The sequence below is a fragment of the Bacillus seohaeanensis genome, assembly GCF_042684945.1.
Lineage (GTDB): Bacteria > Bacillota > Bacilli > Bacillales > Bacillaceae_B > Rossellomorea > Rossellomorea seohaeanensis.
Genome location: NZ_JBHUMF010000010.1, coordinates 1 through 17485 on the forward strand (window position 1 = coordinate 1; position 17485 = coordinate 17485).

The following is a 17485-nucleotide window of genomic DNA, read 5'->3' on the forward strand; positions in this document are numbered from 1 at the left end:
AAGCTCTTCAGCGCCAATGGTAGTTGGGGGATCTCCCCCTGCGAGAGTAGGACGTTGCCAGGCAATTGAAAGGTAGCTCATTTTATGGGTTACCTTTTTTGTTGTAAAAAATATTTGAATAAAGAGGAAGTCTGTAAACAATACTTACCATAAACTATGCCTAGAAAGGTGAGGGAAGACATTAGACACTTACTAGTTGTGTAGGTAGTTAGTAATAGAATGGAGCTCTACTTAAGATCAAAACTATTGCTCTTAAGTAGAGCTTCGTTTACTGATTAGAGACTCTAAGTCATTTTGAATAAGTTAATATTTAAGTTAGTAGAAACAGAACCTCCAATAATTAAATTCGTGACTTCAGCATATTTAGTATAAAAGTTGGTGTTTTACTTGTAGTAATTTCAATAAAAGAGTAAATTAATGGGTAATCTTCATTCGAATGGTTTTTTAATAATTCCATCCACCATTCTGTTTCGTATCGGGCAATCATGCTTAAATTGTACAAGATAGCATAATGAATTAATACCTCTGGGTAGGATCCCACAGTAGTTCTTGTATACGGCAATGATAGCTTTTCTTTCTTTTGATGATAACGTAAAGGAGGTACCTCCTTTTTTTCTTTGACTTGAAGTGTGTCGTCATTTATCCACTCGATAGTATTCCCTAGCAATCCATTTAAGTACTCTTTAAATAAATCTTTTGACATATGAAAGTGTTGTAAGACCTCCTCAGAGACGGTTAGCTGTTGATGATGGTTGAACCAAATTAGAGTAGGTTTTTGAAATAGGATTTGAAAAGATTCTTCCATTTCTGGTATTTGCAATAGCAACTCATGCATTGTAAATTTTTCACCAGTTAACTGTTTTATGTTAAATAATTTGTGGGAGAAATGGGAAAATAATCCATTCTTTTGGATTTTTACTTCATCATTTAAAAAACGGTAATTTTGCTTTTTTCTTTTTCTTGCTGTGACCCCATGAGCCAGCACAGAGGTTGTTTCTGGGTAAAAGGGATCTTCTGTTAAAATGACTGCTTTTATTAACTGAATAAACCCGTAAAATAGCATAATAGGTTTTAGTGATAAAGGACACTGTGCAGCCTGTTGGTAATATAATTCGCCCTGTTCTAGGTAGTATAAGAATGGATAACAATTATCATAGCTTTTCGTCTCTGCTTCTGTGATTTGTTTTTTTTCATAACATTTTTTTAAAAAGTGTTGGGAGTATTCAGCTGACTGAAAATAGTGATAGAAATCCCATTCTGTTTTTGTTTTGTCCACTATTTGCACACCTTCCGACTATTCTGAATTAATAAACTAATTTATATCTTCTTGACAGTATTTTAACCAATTGATAACCTACTAATAATATTTTGAGACTAGGGGGCCAAAAATAATGTGGGAATCTAAATTTTCTAAAGAAGGATTAACATTTGATGATGTGCTTTTAGTACCATCTAAGTCAGAGGTATTGCCAAAGGATGTTAATATTCAAGTTGAGTTAACTAAAACTTTAACGCTAAATGTTCCGATTATTAGTGCAGGAATGGATACTGTTACAGAAGCTGAAATGGCAATTGCGATGGCGAGACAAGGTGGATTAGGAATTATCCATAAGAACATGAGTATTGAACAGCAAGCTGAACAGGTAGATAAGGTGAAACGTTCTGAAAGTGGCGTTATCTCTGATCCATTCTTTTTAACTCCTGATAACCAAGTTTTTGCAGCAGAGCATTTAATGGGGAAATATCGTATTTCTGGTGTGCCAATTGTAAATAATGAAGAGGAACAAAAATTAGTTGGTATTTTAACAAACCGTGATTTACGATTTATCCAAGATTACTCAATTCAAATCTCTGATGTGATGACAAAGGAAAATCTTGTGACAGCTCCCGTAGGAACAACACTAGATCAAGCAGAAAAGATTCTTCAACAACATAAAATTGAAAAATTGCCTCTAATTAATGAAGATGGTGTATTAAAAGGTCTCATAACGATAAAAGATATTGAAAAGGTTATTGAATTTCCTCATTCAGCAAAAGACTCAAGCGGACGTCTTTTAGTTGGAGCAGCAGTGGGAATTTCAAAAGATACAATGGTTCGGGTAGAGAAATTAGTAAAAGCGAATGTTGACGTGATTGTCATTGATACAGCACATGGCCATTCGGCTGGTGTTTTGGATATTGTTCGAGAAATTCGAAATGCTTATCCAGAATTAAATATTATTGCTGGAAACGTTGCAACAGCAGAAGGAACGAGAGAATTAATTGAAGCAGGTGCGGATATTGTAAAAGTAGGAATTGGGCCTGGTTCCATTTGTACGACGCGTGTTGTAGCTGGTGTAGGTGTACCGCAAATCACGGCAGTCTATGATTGTGCAACAGAAGCAAGAAAACATGGGAAAGCAATTATTGCGGATGGTGGTATAAAGTATTCCGGAGATGTAGCAAAAGCATTAGCTTCTGGTGGACATGCTGTTATGCTAGGAAGTATGCTTGCTGGTACATCAGAAAGCCCAGGGGAAACGGAAATTTTCCAAGGCCGTCGCTTTAAAGTATATAGAGGGATGGGTTCTTTGAGCTCAATGGAAAAAGGTTCAAAAGATCGCTACTTCCAAGAGGACGCGAAAAAGTTCGTTCCTGAAGGTATTGAAGGTAGACTTCCTTATAAAGGACCACTTGTTGATACGCTTTATCAGCTTATTGGTGGATTACGTTCTGGAATGGGATACTGCGGAACGAAAAACTTACTTGAATTAAGAGAAAATGCACAATTTATCCGCATGACAGGTGCGGGACTTCGAGAAAGTCACCCACATGATGTACAGATTACGAAAGAAGCACCAAACTATTCTTTATCATAAACCAAAAAGTTTGCCTCTTTTCCTATATCAGGATGGGAGGCAAACTTTTCATTTTCGTAAGTATTTTACTTTCATTGTAATTTTGATTACAGCAAATGACATAATAATGATTAAGAATAGGTAGATATACTTGAACCAAGAAAGAGTAGATGGGAGACTGTTGGTTGTTATGCTTAATCCAATAAGAAGTAAACTTAATATAGATAATAATAAGGTGAATAATAATGCTATGTATTTTTCAGACTTTGAATGCTTATCCGTATATAACTCTGGAGTAAAGACATTGTTCTTATCTCCTTTAAAATAATACCAGCCATGAAATTGAGTCACATATTTCCAACCACATTCTTCATATAAACTAAAATACTCATCACTTTCTTTGTCTTTTCTATAATCTAATTTATAAATTGTATCTGGTTGAGGTATATCCTGAGTAAATACATAGTAAAAAATATGATAGCTTTCAAGAAACCATCCTTTCGATGCCATGCGGTTTAACCATTCTTCTTCTTTTTCATCTTGCCATGCAAAAAATAACTTAAAGACCTTTTTTCTCAAGTTGTTTCCCTCCTTACTTTATCAATCATGTAAAATGTGCTTACTAATATGAATCATTCGTTCCAATCTTTTATACTCTGCCTCTAAAATTTCTTTCCCAAAGTTTGTCAGAATATAATTCTTTTTTCTTTCCGCACCATTAATTTTTGTTATCAGCATATCCTTTTCTAACTTTTTTAGTGCACCATATAATGTACCGGGCCCTAGTTTTACCTCTCCATTACTAATTTCCTCCACTTTTTGCATAATACCATAACCGTGTAATGGCTTTAAAAGCGATAATAAAATAAAATAGGTTGTATGAGTAAGGGGCAGATAATCATTTACTAGCTTTTTCAAGAGAATTCTCCTTTTGTTATATCGGTTGACGATATATCGTTAGTTGATATAATACTAGTATGTTTTATGGTTGTCAATAATTACCGTATGTTTGAGAATGTTGATAGAGAAGTGCTATTGTATCGGTTAACAATAACTATTTTTCCTATATCAAAAACTAGTAATATCCTCTATCTATTCTTCCACTTTGAACTGTGTTAAAATAACGAAGGTGTACATAATTACCTTGGAGGTCTAAACGTGAAAAGAAGTACAGTACAAAAATATGTTGCGTATTTGTTGATTTTTTTGTTGTCATTTAGTTTAGTTCAAAAGCCTGCTAGTGCGGAAGATGCATTAAATATTAAGGCGGATGCTGCTATTTTAGTGGAAGCAAGTACGGGGAAAATTCTATATGAAAAAAACTCGGACACAGCTCTCGGTGTTGCTAGTATGACAAAGATGATGACTGAGTATTTATTACTAGAAGCGATTAAAGAAGGAAATGTAAAATGGGATCAAAAATATAATGTTAGTGAAGTAGTCTATAAGGTTTCTCAGGATACTTCATTAAGTAATGTTCCATTGCGAGCTGATGGACAATATACAATAAAAGAACTTTACGAAGCGATGGCAATTTACTCTGCCAATGCTGCTACAATGGCAATTGCTGAGACGATTGCTGGTTCTGAAGCAAATTTTGTTAAAATGATGAATGAAAAAGCAGAAGAACTAGGACTTGAAAATTATAAATTTGTAAACTCCTCAGGTTTAAATAACCGTGATTTAAAAGGGATGCATCCGGAAGGGTCAGGCCCAGAAGATGAGAATGTAATGTCCGCAAAAGATACAGCTAAACTGGCTAGTAGCTTAATTCAAGATTTTCCGGAAGTTTTAGATACATCTAGTATTGAAAAAAAGAAATTCCGAGAAGGAACAGAAGATGTAACGAATATGGAAAACTGGAACTGGATGCTACCAGGTTTAGTTTATGGTTATGAAGGTATGGACGGTCTTAAAACTGGTACAACAGACTTTGCTGGTTATTGTTTTACAGGGACTGCTGAAAGAGATGGTATGCGTTATATTACAGTTGTTATGAATGCAAAGGATAGCTCTGGCTCTGGTTCCTATGAGGCACGCTTTGGGGAAACACAAAAGATGTTAGATTTTGCATTTAGTAATTTTTCAATGGAAGAGATTCTTCCAGCAAACTATAAAGTAAAAGGTCACAAAACACTTCCTGTTGTAAAAGGAAAAGAAAAGAAAGTAACGATTCAAACGAAAGAACCTTTAAAAATGGTAGTCAGAAACGGTGCAAAGGATAATTATAAACCGAAGCTTGTCCTTGATAAGAAAAAATTAACGGATGAAAAGGAACTGACTGCACCTATTAAAGAAGGGGAAAAGGTTGGATATATCACAGTAGAAGCTAAAGAAAAAGAAAGTCTTGGTTTCTTGTTTGAAAATGGGACAAAAGGTGCGCAAGTCCCTGTTGTGACAGAAGAGAAGGTAGAGAAAGCGAACTGGTTTATTTTATCTATGAGAGCAGTAGGCGGGTTCTTTGGGGATCTGTGGGATACTATTACATCTACTGTTAAAGGCTGGTTCTAAAAACGAGGGCATCAGTGACTTAATCCGCCTCAATAAGTAAATGGTGTTTAGTAATCTTCACTTTGGTCTGCATTGTAGCTCAATAAAGAAGTAGAAATTAGATAAAACAATAAGAACCGTCTCTTGTCCTTGACAGGAGACGGTTTTTATTGTTTTATTAAGCATAATAGAAAAAAAGATTATTCCGATTAATCTAGTCAATTTTTTCCCTACAATCTTTAGGGAAAAAGGGTTAAAATAAATAGGTAGGTTTTAATTAAAGGGGGATACATAGGATGAAAACAGGTACTGATCGTGTAAAAAGAGGTATGGCCGAAATGCAAAAAGGTGGCGTTATTATGGACGTTATCAATGCAGAACAAGCTAAAATAGCAGAAGCTTCAGGAGCAGTTGCTGTTATGGCATTAGAACGTGTTCCAGCAGATATTCGTGCTGCAGGTGGTGTAGCCAGAATGGCAGATCCTCGCATTGTCGATGAGGTTATGAATGCTGTTTCTATCCCGGTAATGGCAAAGGCTCGTATCGGACATATTGTCGAAGCTCGAGTATTAGAATCAATGGGTGTTGATTACATTGATGAAAGTGAAGTACTGACTCCTGCTGATGAGGAGTATCATTTAAATAAAAGAGATTACACGGTACCATTTGTTTGCGGATGTCGTGATCTAGGAGAGGCTGCCCGTCGTATTGGAGAAGGAGCTTCTATGCTTCGTACAAAAGGAGAGCCTGGAACAGGAAATATCGTTGAAGCGGTGCGTCATATTCGTAAGGTAAATGCACAAGTACGCAAGCTTGTTAATATGAATGAAGATGAAATCATGACAGAGGCAAAACTATTAGGTGCACCTTATGAAGTATTATTAGAAATCAAAAATAATGGACGTCTACCTGTTGTTAACTTTGCTGCTGGTGGAGTTGCTACACCTGCAGATGCTGCACTTATGATGGAATTAGGTTCAGATGGTGTATTCGTTGGATCTGGTATTTTTAAATCAGAAAGCCCAGAGAAGTTTGCGAAAGCTATTGTAGAAGCAACAACACATTATCAAGACTATGAATTAATCGCAGAACTTTCCAAAAACCTTGGAATTGCGATGAAGGGTGTAGAAATTTCTAGTATCTTACCTGAAAACCGTATGCAAGACCGCGGCTGGTAAGAAGGTGCTGTTATGATAACTATTGGAGTGTTAGGGCTGCAAGGGGCAGTAAGAGAGCATATTCGTTCGATTGAATCATGCGGTGCAGAAGCTGTTGTAGTCAAAAGAGTGGAGCAACTAGAGTCACTAGATGGAATTATTATGCCTGGCGGAGAAAGTACAACGATGAGGCGATTGATTGACCGCTATGGTTTCATGGAACCTTTAAAAGAGTTTGCTGCAAAAGGAAAACCAATTTTTGGGACATGTGCAGGTCTTATTCTTTTGGCAAAACAAATTGCTGGATATGATGAACCACATCTAGGGTTAATGGATATCACAGTGGAACGGAATTCCTTTGGCCGTCAAAGGGAAAGTTTTGAAACTGATCTAGACATCCCTCATGTAGGAGATAACTTTAATGCTGTTTTCATTAGAGCTCCACATATTATTGAAGCTGGTGAAGATGTAGAAATCCTAGCAAAACATGGTGATCGAATCGTAATGGCAAGACATGGCCAATTTCTTGGGTGTTCCTTTCATCCAGAATTAACAGATGATAATCGACTTACAGCATTTTTTATTGAAATGGTGAAAGAAGCAAAGGAAAAAGCGTTAGCATAAAACTATTGCAAAATGGAAAACATTGTAGTAGATTATTGATATCTAAATACAATTAAAAGTAGAAACAACGTATCCGCTTAATAATTGGAAATGTGGAGAGGAAGTTTCTAAACGATACAAAAAGAGCGTTGAAAGGAACCAGTAGTAAAGATATTTGCTAAACAGAGAATCGGTGGTTGGTGCAAACCGATGCAAATGCTTTATGAATCCATCCTGGAGTAAAATACTGAACAGTGTAGTAGGTATTTTCGGTGATTCCGTTACCATCTCTTAAGAGGAAGATAATTATTTATCTTCAATTAGGGTGGCAACGCGGAAACCTCCGTCCCTTTTTATGGGACGGGGGTTTTTTGTATTTATTTTTATCCCGTAAACGCTCGATTGGTTCAACTAACAATCAGTAGGGAATGAAAGAATTCCTTACTGATTGAAGCTTCACTTTATAATTAAAAAGGAGGATGTATCATGTTAGATATTAGGTATTTAAGAAATAACTTTAATGAAGTTAAAGCACGACTTCAACACAGAGGTGAAGATTTAGAAGACTTTAGTAAGTTTGAAGAGCTTGACGTAAGAAGAAGAGAATTACTTGTTGAAAGTGAAAACTTGAAAAGCAAAAGAAATGAGGTATCTCAAAAAATTGCTCAAATGAAAAAAGATAAGCAAAATGCAGATGATCTTATTGTAGAAATGCGTGAAGTAGGAAGCATGATTAAAAAGTTAGATGACGAATTACGCCAGGTAGAAAGCGAACTTGAGCATCTGTTATTATCTATTCCTAATGTTCCTCACGAATCTGTTCCGGTTGGGGAAACAGAAGATGATAATGTGGAAATTAGAAAATGGGGAGAGCTGCCAGAATTCAGTTTTGAAGCACAGCCTCATTGGGATGTCGCGACTAACCTTGGTATTTTAGACTTTGAACGTGCTGCTAAAGTTACTGGAAGTCGCTTTGTTTTTTATAAAGGACTTGGCGCTCGCCTCGAAAGAGCTTTAATTAACTTTATGATGGATCTTCATATGGATGAACATGGGTACACAGAAATGCTTCCTCCATACTTAGTAAACCGCGCAAGCATGACAGGAACAGGCCAGCTTCCTAAATTTGAAGAGGATGCTTTCCGTGTTGAAAGTGAAGATTATTTCTTAGTTCCAACTGCAGAGGTACCTGTGACAAATTACCACCGTGATGAAATTTTAAGTGGGGAAGAGTTGCCTATCGGTTATGTTGCTTACAGTGCAAACTTCCGCTCTGAAGCAGGCTCTGCTGGTCGCGATACGCGCGGTCTAATTCGTCAGCATCAATTCAATAAAGTAGAGCTTGTCCGTTTTGTTAAACCGGAAGATTCTTATAATGAGCTTGAGAAATTAACAGGTCATGCAGAAAAGGTATTGCAATTATTACAACTACCTTATCGTGTATTATCTATGTGTACGGCTGATTTAGGATTTACAGCAGCGAAGAAATATGACATTGAAGTATGGATTCCAAGCTACGATACGTATCGTGAAATTTCTTCTTGCAGTAACTTTGAAGGATTCCAAGCTAGACGTGCTAACATTCGTTTCCGTCCAGAAGCAAATGCTAAACCAGAACATGTTCATACATTAAACGGTTCTGGTCTTGCGATAGGTAGAACTGTTGCAGCAATTTTAGAAAACTATCAGCAAGAAGATGGAAGTGTTGTTATTCCAGAGGTATTGCGCCCGTATATGGGTGGAGTAGAAGTTATTAAAGGATAGAAATTTTTAAGAAGGAAGGGAGGAGTCCCTTCCTTCAAAAAAGATTTAAAATATGCTTGACTCTTTTTAAAAGGCATGATAATATAATTCTTGTCGATACGGAGGAATACCCAAGTCCGGCTGAAGGGATCGGTCTTGAAAACCGACAGGGGTGTTAAAGCCCGCGGGGGTTCGAATCCCTCTTCCTCCGCCATTTATTGACTATAACCACAGCGCATAAATATTGGAGATTGAAATTCGTTACAACGCATGTAACGAATTTTTTTATTTACTTTTTATAGTAGCGAAAGGCTGTTTTCGTAAAGTTTGTTTCTTTTGAACGGAATCAACGGGCTAAATTTATAAGTGAAAACAACACTCTATGAGAAAAAAACTAGCAAAAAAAGGCTGTCCTTAATTTAAGGGCAGCCTTTTTCTATCGTTAGGAATTTATAAAATGGAAGTATCTCGGAACAATCTGTTTCCACTTTTGTTCTTAGCTTTTCAACATTCTAGTTTGTTCAATGAAATAGCCAATTCTCTCAACAATTGGCTCAATAGAATTTTCATCATTGACCAAATCATATTCACTAATGTCTAATCTCAGAACAGGACAAGCATTAAAAGAATTAATCCAATTCTCATAGCGCTCGTGCATCTCTTCCCAGTAAGCAATCGGTGTTTGCTGCTCCATCGGGCGTCCACGCTCGCGAATACGCTCTACGACATTATCAATGGAACCTTCTAAGTAAATCAATAAGTCGGGATGAGGGAAATAAGGTGTCATAACCATCGCTTCAAAAAGGCTTGTATACGTATCATAGTCTGTTGGAGACATCGTTCCCTTTTCGTAATGCATACGAGCAAAGATGCCAGTATCCTCATAAATAGAACGGTCTTGGATGAAGCCCCCACCATATTCAAAAATTTTCTTTTGTTCTTTGAAGCGTTCTGCTAAAAAGTATATTTGCAAGTGGAAACTCCAACTTTTAAAGTCTTGATAAAATTTATCTAGGTATGGATTTGTATCGACCTTTTCAAAGGAAGTACGGAATCCTAAAGCATTTGCTAAGCCATTTGTCATTGTCGACTTACCAACGCCAACTGTACCAGCAATTGTGATCACTGCGTTGCTGGGTATTCCATATTTAGTGCGAAGATTCATGATACTGAACTCCTTTTTTTAATGTTGTATCTAAAGTGTTTATTATTTTAGATAAATCTTCTTTATTTTTTACAAAGTCAACACTGTCTCCATTGAAGCGTAAAACAGGAATATCGGGATGTGTCTTTTCAAATGAATTCATATATTCCTCGTAATCAAGGGAAAGTTGTTCTAAATAGATCGGGCTAATTTTCTTTTCAAATTCTCTACCTCTCTTAGCAATTCTTGTTAAAAGAGTATCAAGACTAGCATTCAAATAAATCACGACATTAGGTTTGGGCATGTCCGAAGTAAGAATATCGTATATTTTTAAGTACTTATTATACTGCACATCTTTTAGTGTTCGTTTTGCAAAAATAATATTCTTTAATATATGGTAGTCTGCGACAACTGATTTGTTTTGAGATAAATACTTTTTATCTATATCTTCTAATTGCTTGAAACGATTGCATAAGAAAAACATTTCTGTCTGAAAGCTCCACTCTTCGATATTGTCATAAAACTTATCAAGAAATGGATTTTCATCAACGATTTCCTTTAGTAGATGGAACTGAAAATGATCTGAAATCGCTTTAGCAAGAGAAGTTTTTCCGACTCCAATAGGTCCTTCAACCGTTATGAAAGGAATGCTCCCCATATATTGTCCTCCTCTTTCTATAACGCATATAATCCGTTGAATTAAAATTTCGACAAGCCTAATTGTACCACAATATATAGACGGTTTGGGGGTTATTATTTCCCACATGAACCAATATCTTTTATTGAAAAGAGAAAAATTACTTATGACCTCGAGGGGGGATTCGCTGGAACTAGACACAAAAAAGCCGAGATAATATATCCCGGCCTAATGATTATTAACGCTTTGTTACATTGAATTGATCTGATAACAACAGCCAATTTTGTGGGAATGATAATCCAAGCTTCCAATAGCTCATTCCCCTTAATTTAAGCTCCCTAAGTAAGTCAAATTTCGCCTGTATCGACCGTGCATCCTCAAACCAAACTTTATGCTCTTTCCCGGCATTATCATAATAAGTAAACGTCGGTGCTTGTGCTTCCGTGTCATACTCGATCCGGGCATTATTCTCAGCAGCTATCTGTATGGCTTGTTGTGGGCTAATTGCTTTTGCGAAGTCATTTCCCTGTTCGAAGGGCAATGTCCAATCATAGCCATAAAGGTTCTGCCCCATTAATATTTTCGATGGGGGCATTTCAGAAATAGCATATTCTAAGACATCTCTAACTGGCCCGATAGGCGAAACAGGAAGAGGTGGCCCACCACTATATCCCCATTCGTATGTCATAATAACGACAAAGTCGACTATTTCACCGTGAGCTTTGTAGTCATGAGCTTCATACCAGCGTCCTTTTTGAGTTGCGCTTGTTTTAGGTGCTAAAGCGGTAGAAAGTAACCATCCTTCTTGATTGAAACGGTTCTTAGCTGTTCGGAGAAACTGAGTATAGGCATCACGATCTGCTGGGCGTAGATATTCAAAATCGAAATGGATATCTCTAAATCCGTATTGCTTTGCTGTTTCAACAATATTATTAAGGAATGTATTCTGTATTGCTTGGTCATTTAGAAGAATACGACCAAGCTCATCATTAAATTGTCCTTCTTCTTGGTTTGTAATTGCCATCATTAGTACATTATTATTTTGCCTTGCAATTTCAGGCAAATTTCCAATAGGGGGAGCTTCCAGACTGCCATCTCGTTTTGCTTGAAAACTAAAAGGAGCAAGATAAGTAAGGAGTGGAGCTGCTTCACGAGAGCTGTTCTCTAGATTAGCAGGCATTGTTTCGCCATAGGCTTCTACGTAGGCATTGAATTCAGCAGCTGTTTTCTGCTTTTGAGGTATATAGAGTCTAAATCCAATTTGTAACGGTTGATTGACGGAAATACCATTAATACTTGCTAATTGCTGATAAGGTACACCAACTTTTTGACTGACAGACCATAGACTATCACCTGGTTGGATATAATAAAAACTTCCGATAATTGGGATCACAACAGACTGCCCGACAACAAGCTGATTCGGGTTTGGTAATTCGTTTGCCTCTACTATATCGTTAACAGTTGTTCCGTATGCCTGAGCAATTCCAAATAGAGATTGATTCGGTTGGACAACGTGGATTTGCATAGTTAGCCCCTCCCATTTCAGTTATTCACTGTAAACAATGTATGAAAGAAAGGAGAGGGTTATGCCTAACGATTAACGGATAATGTTTTCTGCTTTTTCAATTTTAGCTTTTAGTACATTCTTCATCATCGTTAATGCGTATTGATTATCCTTATTGCTAACAGAAGCAATTGTATCCTCCGGGATATATAAATTAAATTCTCTCATATATGCGTCATTAGCAGTGAAGAGCACACAGATATTTCCGGCAATGCCAGTTATGATAAGATTTTCTACATCTAAATGATGTAACAATGTATTCAAAGCAGTACCATAGAAAGCGGAATGCTTTGGTTTTATAAGAAAAAAATCATCCTCAAGTGGTTGTAGAGCATCGATGACTTCTTCACTTAAGTTATTCCGGCATCTTTTAATAATTTCTCTATAATCAGCCTTCCATAGATTATAATGATCATTTATGAATATAACGGGAACTTTCTGCTGACGACAACATTTTATTAAATTACGTAGGGGATTTATAATTTTTTTTGTATGATGAGCAAGAGTTTCTCCATGCTTGAAATCAAAAGGGTTTATAATATCAATAACGAGAAGAGCTGTTTTATCGACTAAGATCATTAGTAGCCATCCTTTTTTCTTTAGTTTGGAATAATAATGTGTTTTTTATAAAATAAAAGGAAAGTAAAAATCCTTTATAGGAAATGAAATCTAATTAGTAGGAGAACTCAAAGTGACTAGAGAAGAATATATGTTAGAAGCATTAAAAGAAGCAAAAAAGGCGGAAGAACTTCAAGAAGTACCCATTGGCGCTGTGATTGTTTTAAATGATGAAATAATTGCTAGGGCACATAATTTAAGGGAGACGACCCAGAACGCCATCACACATGCGGAAACGTTGGCAATTCAGGAGGCTTGTGAAAAGGTGGGGACGTGGAGATTAGAAAACGCCGAATTGTATGTGACGTTAGAACCTTGCCCGATGTGTAGTGGAGCAATCATTATGTCGAGGATTAACAAGGTAATCTACGGTGCACGAGATCCAAAAGCGGGATGCGCGGGAACGCTGATGAATTTATTGCAGGATAATCGGTTTAACCATCGTTGTGAAGTAGAGAGTGGAATATTAGAAGAACAATGTGGTACAATATTAACTCAGTTCTTTCAAAAGTTAAGAGACAGGAAGAAAAGAGAGAAAAGAAACACTCTTTTGTAACTGTAAAAAATTAACATTAGCTAACCGTTGCTTTTTTCTGTAATGGCTAGTATACTAGGTAATGCGTCACGATAACGACGCAACTAAATATGGTATCAATTTTGCCGTGCTAGGTGGGGAGGTAGCGGTGCCCTGTACTCGCAATCCGCTCTAGCGAGACTGAACCCCTTCCTGAGGCAAGCAATCTGTAGGGCTGCCTCAAGTAAGTGGTGTTGACGCCTGGGTCCTGCGCAATGAGAACCCACGAACCATGTCAGGTCCGGAAGGAAGCAGCATTAAGTGGACCCTCTCATGTGCCGCGGGGTTGCCTAGGCCGAGCTAACTGCTTGAGTAACGCCTATGGGTGCTTGTCGACGGAAGGTGCACGGCAGTTTATACATACTTACAACTCATCCATTACGGGTGAGTTTTTTGTTGTTTAAGAAATGGCGAACCGCTAATAAAACTATCACCTTGTCATCAAAGGAGAATGTCTTTTAATTTTGTTCTTTCTTATACGGAATAACTTTGTAAAACTAATTTATTATACGTTATAATAGACAATGTAGAATATACATATTGGAGATTTAGAGGATCTAAAAGTAGTAAAGGAGGAGAGTATTTTGGCATATCAAGCTTTATATCGTGTATGGCGTCCTCAATCTTTTCTTGATGTAGTCGGACAGCAGCATGTAACGAAAACATTACAGAATGCTCTCCTTCAAGAGAAGACATCGCACGCTTACTTATTTTCAGGACCTAGAGGAACAGGGAAAACAAGTGCTGCAAAAATTCTTGCCAAAGCGGTAAACTGTGAAAAGTCGCCTGTTGCAGAACCTTGTAACGAGTGTGATGCATGTAAGGGAATAACAGATGGTTCTATTCCGGATGTCATAGAGATTGATGCTGCTTCTAATAATGGTGTAGAAGAAATACGAGATATTAGAGACAAAGTAAAATATTCTCCTAATGTTGTTGATTATAAAGTCTATATTATAGATGAAGTACATATGCTATCCATTGGAGCCTTCAATGCATTACTGAAAACATTAGAGGAACCACCAAAGCATGTTATTTTTATTTTAGCGACAACAGAACCTCATAAAATACCATTAACTATTATCTCTCGTTGTCAACGTTTTGATTTCAAACGGATAACCGCAAGAGATATCGTTGGTAGAATGGGGCATATTGCATCGGAATCAGGGGTGGAGTACGAGGAGAACGCATTACCTATTATAGCTAGAGCTGCTGAAGGTGGTATGCGTGATGCTCTAAGTCTGCTGGACCAAGCAATATCCTTTAGTCAGGATAAAGTAACAGCAGATGATGCGTTAACTGTTACAGGCGCTGTTTCGCAAGGTTATTTGAACCGTCTTGCTAAGGCGATACTAGAGAAAAATGTTGTGGATGCATTAGAAGTGTTAGAAGAGCTGCTCTTCCAAGGGAAAGACCCTTCTCGTTTTGCGGAAGATTTTATTTTATACTTTCGAGATATGCTTCTATATCAAACGGCACCAAACCTAGAAGAGTCACTTGAACGAGTAATGCTCGATGATGAATTTAAGGAACTAACGGAAAAAGTAAAACCGCAACAAATTTATCAGTATATTAATGTCCTAAATGAAGCAGGGCAAGAAATGAAGTTCACCAACCATGCCCGGATATATTTAGAAGTTTCCATTGTAAAGCTTTGCCAAATGGAACAACAGGGAAATACTTCTTCAGGCGAAGTGGAAGAACTAGTGAAGAAAGTAAAGCTCTTAGAAAAAGAACTCAATCAATTAAAGGCAAAAGGCATAAAAGTTCAAGCAGAAGCACCTGCTCAGACTACTGCTAAAAAACCAACAAGGGCTAAAAAAGGCTTTAAAGCACCGGTTGGACAAATACAAGAAGTTTTAAAAACAGCTACAAAAGAAGACTTAGGTTTAATTAAAAGTCGTTGGGGTGATATGCTAGAGTCATTAAATCAACGTCAAATGAGGTCGCAGGCAGCTTTGTTAAACGATGCAGAACCAGTAGCGGCATCATCAAGTGCTTTTGTGTTAAAATTTAAATACGATATTCATTGTCAAATGGCAATGGAGAATGCAAAGTTCGTTGAGGCACTTTCTTCTATTTTGGAGGAGTTGACGGCAGGACAATATACTGTTGTTGGAGTTCCTGAAGATCAATGGCTTTCTATTCGAGAAGACTTTATACGAAATAACACATCGGAATCAGGTGAATCTGCTGACCAACAAGGAGAAGAAGATCCGATTATATCGGAGGCGAAAAAGCTTGTCGGGGTAGATTTAATTGAAATAAAAGACTAAAAAACTTGGAGGTTATACTTATGCGTGGTGGAATGGGTAATATGCAAAATATGATGAAACAAATGCAAAAGATGCAAAAGAAAATGTCGGAGGCTCAAGAAGAGCTTGGTGAAAAGAAAATTGAGGGATCAGCAGGGGGCGGTATGGTTACTGTCATCGTATCTGGTCATAAAGAAGTTATAGAAGTAAAAATTAACGAAGAAGTCGTTGACCCAGAAGATATCGATATGCTTCAAGATCTAGTGCTAGCTGCTACAAATGAAGCACTGAAAAAAGTAGATGAATTAACAAATCAAACGATGGGTCAATTCACTAAAGGGATGAACTTGCCTGGAATGTTTTAGGGGGATTAAGATATGCACTATCCTGAACCTATATCAAAACTTATTGATAGCTTTACGAAATTGCCGGGAATTGGGCCGAAAACAGCGGCTCGTCTCGCTTTTTTCGTTTTAAGTATGAAAGAAGACACGGTATTAGATTTTGCGAAGGCATTAGTGAATGCGAAAAGGAATTTGAGTTATTGTTCGGTTTGTGGACATATTACAGATCAAGATCCGTGTTATATCTGTGAAGATCAACGTAGAGACCGAAGTATTGTTTGTGTTGTCCAAGATCCTAAGGACGTAATCGCAATGGAGAAAATGAAAGAGTATAACGGCCTTTATCATGTACTGCATGGTGCTATTTCTCCAATGGATGGGGTTGGACCAGAGGATATTAATGTACCAGACTTAATTAAACGTCTACAAAGTGATGAAGTACAGGAAGTAATCCTTGCTACGAATCCGAATATTGAAGGAGAAGCTACCGCTATGTATATTTCTAGACTAGTGAAGCCTTCAGGAATAAGAATTACAAGAATAGCACATGGCCTTCCGGTTGGGGGAGACCTTGAATATGCTGATGAAGTAACACTTTCAAAGGCGTTAGAGGGAAGAAGAGACGTTTAAACACGGAGAGGATACACAATGTTCTTTCGGAAAAAAGGAAAGTTAAGAAAAGAATACAATGATTCATTAATTCAAATAATGGAAGAATCTAAAAGAGATTGGCTACAGCAAGAGGCGCTAGAAGAATTGAGTATGGATCAAAATCTTAGTCTTCAATATCATTCTAAGATTGCTGAATCAAAGTACTTCTTTTTGCTTCGTGAAGCAAAACATAGAAAGATCGTCATAAAAAGGTAGACAACCTTCATATCCTCTAATATAAACATTTTGTTTGTGAGGGGAGAGGGAAGTTATTAGTCCTGTTATTGTTATTGCTATTATAAGTGGAGCAATTATATTGTTGTTAGCAGCTGGAACTCCTGTGAAACCGATACGCTTTATTGGACAAGTTGCGATGAAGGTTATGATAGGAGCGTTATTTTTGTTCTTTTTAAATGCCTTTGGAGGGCAATTCGGTTTACATGTACCAATTAATCTCGCTACCTCCTCTATTTCTGGAATCCTTGGAATCCCAGGAGTTGCGGGTTTGGCAATTATTCAAATGTGGATTATTTGAAACTGAAAAATAAGGTGGTAAAAGAACGAATCTTTTTAAATGGGTTTGTTCTTTTATTTTTTTAAGAAAAAGTGTTGACGTATTATTAGGAATGGTGTTAAGATATTACTTGTCGCCAAAACGACATGAAATAAAAAATATAATAAGATGTTGACAAAACTTGTCGAATTATGTTATATTTAAAAGGTGCTGAAAAGCACTCGATTGAACTTTGAAAACTGAACAAAGCAAAACGTCAACGTTAATTCAAGTTTTATTTTAAAAGAGTTAATCAAACATCTTTCGGAGAGTTTGATCCTGGCTCAGGACGAACGCTGGCGGCGTGCCTAATAC

Annotated in this window: 18 protein-coding genes, 1 tRNA gene, 1 other RNA gene and 1 other annotated feature; of the genes, 13 read left to right on the forward strand and 7 right to left on the reverse strand. The window is 37.0% G+C overall.

The annotated features are described in order from the left end of the window. Positions 1-340 precede the first annotated feature (340 nt). Entirely contained in the window at positions 341-1276 is a 936-nt protein-coding gene (locus tag ACFSUL_RS04490) for a YaaC family protein (RefSeq protein ID WP_377933101.1), read from the reverse strand. 115 nt (positions 1277-1391) lie between these two features. On the opposite strand from ACFSUL_RS04490, the gene guaB reads away from it, so the two are divergent. Continuing rightward, positions 1392-2858, forward strand: coding sequence for an IMP dehydrogenase (gene guaB / locus ACFSUL_RS04495; protein ID WP_377933103.1), 1467 nt, complete (start codon positions 1392-1394; stop codon positions 2856-2858). A 48-nt stretch (positions 2859-2906) separates the two neighbouring features. On the opposite strand, the gene ACFSUL_RS04500 is transcribed toward guaB, so the two are convergent. Continuing rightward, positions 2907-3416 (reverse strand): DUF2812 domain-containing protein, encoded by a 510-nt coding sequence (locus ACFSUL_RS04500; protein ID WP_377933105.1) that lies wholly within the window; start codon positions 3414-3416, stop codon positions 2907-2909. A 21-nt stretch (positions 3417-3437) separates the two neighbouring features. Then, positions 3438-3755, reverse strand: coding sequence for a PadR family transcriptional regulator (locus ACFSUL_RS04505; protein ID WP_377933107.1), 318 nt, complete (start codon positions 3753-3755; stop codon positions 3438-3440). Positions 3756-3995: 240 nt separating this feature from the next. On the opposite strand from ACFSUL_RS04505, the gene ACFSUL_RS04510 reads away from it, so the two are divergent. From ACFSUL_RS04510 to ACFSUL_RS04530, 5 genes are all read left to right on the forward strand, one after another. Continuing rightward, positions 3996-5348 (forward strand): serine hydrolase, encoded by a 1353-nt coding sequence (locus tag ACFSUL_RS04510; protein ID WP_377933109.1) that lies wholly within the window; start codon positions 3996-3998, stop codon positions 5346-5348. 275 nt (positions 5349-5623) lie between these two features. After that, complete coding sequence (gene pdxS / locus ACFSUL_RS04515; RefSeq protein ID WP_071413742.1) at positions 5624-6505, forward strand: pyridoxal 5'-phosphate synthase lyase subunit PdxS; 882 nt, start codon at positions 5624-5626, stop codon at positions 6503-6505. A 12-nt stretch (positions 6506-6517) separates the two neighbouring features. Then, positions 6518-7108 (forward strand): pyridoxal 5'-phosphate synthase glutaminase subunit PdxT, encoded by a 591-nt coding sequence (gene pdxT / locus ACFSUL_RS04520; protein ID WP_377933112.1) that lies wholly within the window; start codon positions 6518-6520, stop codon positions 7106-7108. Positions 7109-7227: 119 nt separating this feature from the next. Next, positions 7228-7441, forward strand: a binding site (T-box leader). Positions 7442-7573: 132 nt separating this feature from the next. Beyond that, complete coding sequence (gene serS, locus ACFSUL_RS04525; RefSeq protein ID WP_377933114.1) at positions 7574-8851, forward strand: serine--tRNA ligase; 1278 nt, start codon at positions 7574-7576, stop codon at positions 8849-8851. Positions 8852-8951: 100 nt separating this feature from the next. Beyond that, positions 8952-9044, forward strand: a tRNA-Ser gene (locus ACFSUL_RS04530). 282 nt (positions 9045-9326) lie between these two features. Here ACFSUL_RS04530 and ACFSUL_RS04535 read toward each other — a convergent pair. The 4 genes from ACFSUL_RS04535 to ACFSUL_RS04550 form a co-directional block, all read right to left on the reverse strand. Further along, complete coding sequence (locus ACFSUL_RS04535; protein ID WP_377933116.1) at positions 9327-9995, reverse strand: deoxynucleoside kinase; 669 nt, start codon at positions 9993-9995, stop codon at positions 9327-9329. Then, positions 9979-10632, reverse strand: coding sequence for a deoxynucleoside kinase (locus tag ACFSUL_RS04540; RefSeq protein WP_377933118.1), 654 nt, complete (start codon positions 10630-10632; stop codon positions 9979-9981). Before ACFSUL_RS04540 ends, ACFSUL_RS04535 begins: the two co-directional genes overlap by 17 nt. A gap of 217 nt (positions 10633-10849) precedes the next feature. Further along, entirely contained in the window at positions 10850-12136 is a 1287-nt protein-coding gene (locus tag ACFSUL_RS04545) for a glycosyl hydrolase family 18 protein (protein ID WP_377933120.1), read from the reverse strand. A gap of 72 nt (positions 12137-12208) precedes the next feature. After that, a complete protein-coding gene (locus ACFSUL_RS04550; RefSeq protein WP_377933122.1) occupies positions 12209-12754 on the reverse strand; it encodes an isochorismatase family cysteine hydrolase in 546 nt (181 codons plus the stop codon). Between the two features lie 112 nt (positions 12755-12866). Between ACFSUL_RS04550 and tadA the strand changes: the two genes are divergently transcribed. The 7 genes from tadA (at position 12867) to ACFSUL_RS04585 (ending at position 17152) form a co-directional block, all read left to right on the forward strand. Next, positions 12867-13349 carry a tRNA adenosine(34) deaminase TadA gene (gene tadA / locus ACFSUL_RS04555; protein ID WP_377933124.1) on the forward strand — a complete coding sequence of 161 codons (483 nt, stop codon included), beginning with the start codon at positions 12867-12869 and terminating at the stop codon, positions 13347-13349. Between the two features lie 104 nt (positions 13350-13453). Then, an RNA gene (gene ffs / locus ACFSUL_RS04560) (signal recognition particle sRNA large type) lies at positions 13454-13717 on the forward strand. Positions 13718-13951: 234 nt separating this feature from the next. Further along, on the forward strand, positions 13952-15643 hold the full coding sequence (gene dnaX / locus ACFSUL_RS04565; RefSeq protein ID WP_377933126.1) for a DNA polymerase III subunit gamma/tau: 1692 nt from the start codon (positions 13952-13954) through the stop codon (positions 15641-15643). A 20-nt stretch (positions 15644-15663) separates the two neighbouring features. Further along, positions 15664-15987 (forward strand): YbaB/EbfC family nucleoid-associated protein, encoded by a 324-nt coding sequence (locus ACFSUL_RS04570; protein WP_071413734.1) that lies wholly within the window; start codon positions 15664-15666, stop codon positions 15985-15987. 12 nt (positions 15988-15999) lie between these two features. Next, entirely contained in the window at positions 16000-16596 is a 597-nt protein-coding gene (gene recR / locus ACFSUL_RS04575; protein WP_377933128.1) for a recombination mediator RecR, read from the forward strand. Positions 16597-16614: 18 nt separating this feature from the next. Further along, positions 16615-16833 carry a YaaL family protein gene (locus ACFSUL_RS04580; protein ID WP_377933130.1) on the forward strand — a complete coding sequence of 73 codons (219 nt, stop codon included), beginning with the start codon at positions 16615-16617 and terminating at the stop codon, positions 16831-16833. Between the two features lie 55 nt (positions 16834-16888). Further along, positions 16889-17152 carry a pro-sigmaK processing inhibitor BofA family protein gene (locus ACFSUL_RS04585; RefSeq protein WP_071413731.1) on the forward strand — a complete coding sequence of 88 codons (264 nt, stop codon included), beginning with the start codon at positions 16889-16891 and terminating at the stop codon, positions 17150-17152. The last annotated feature ends 333 nt before the right edge of the window (positions 17153-17485 follow it).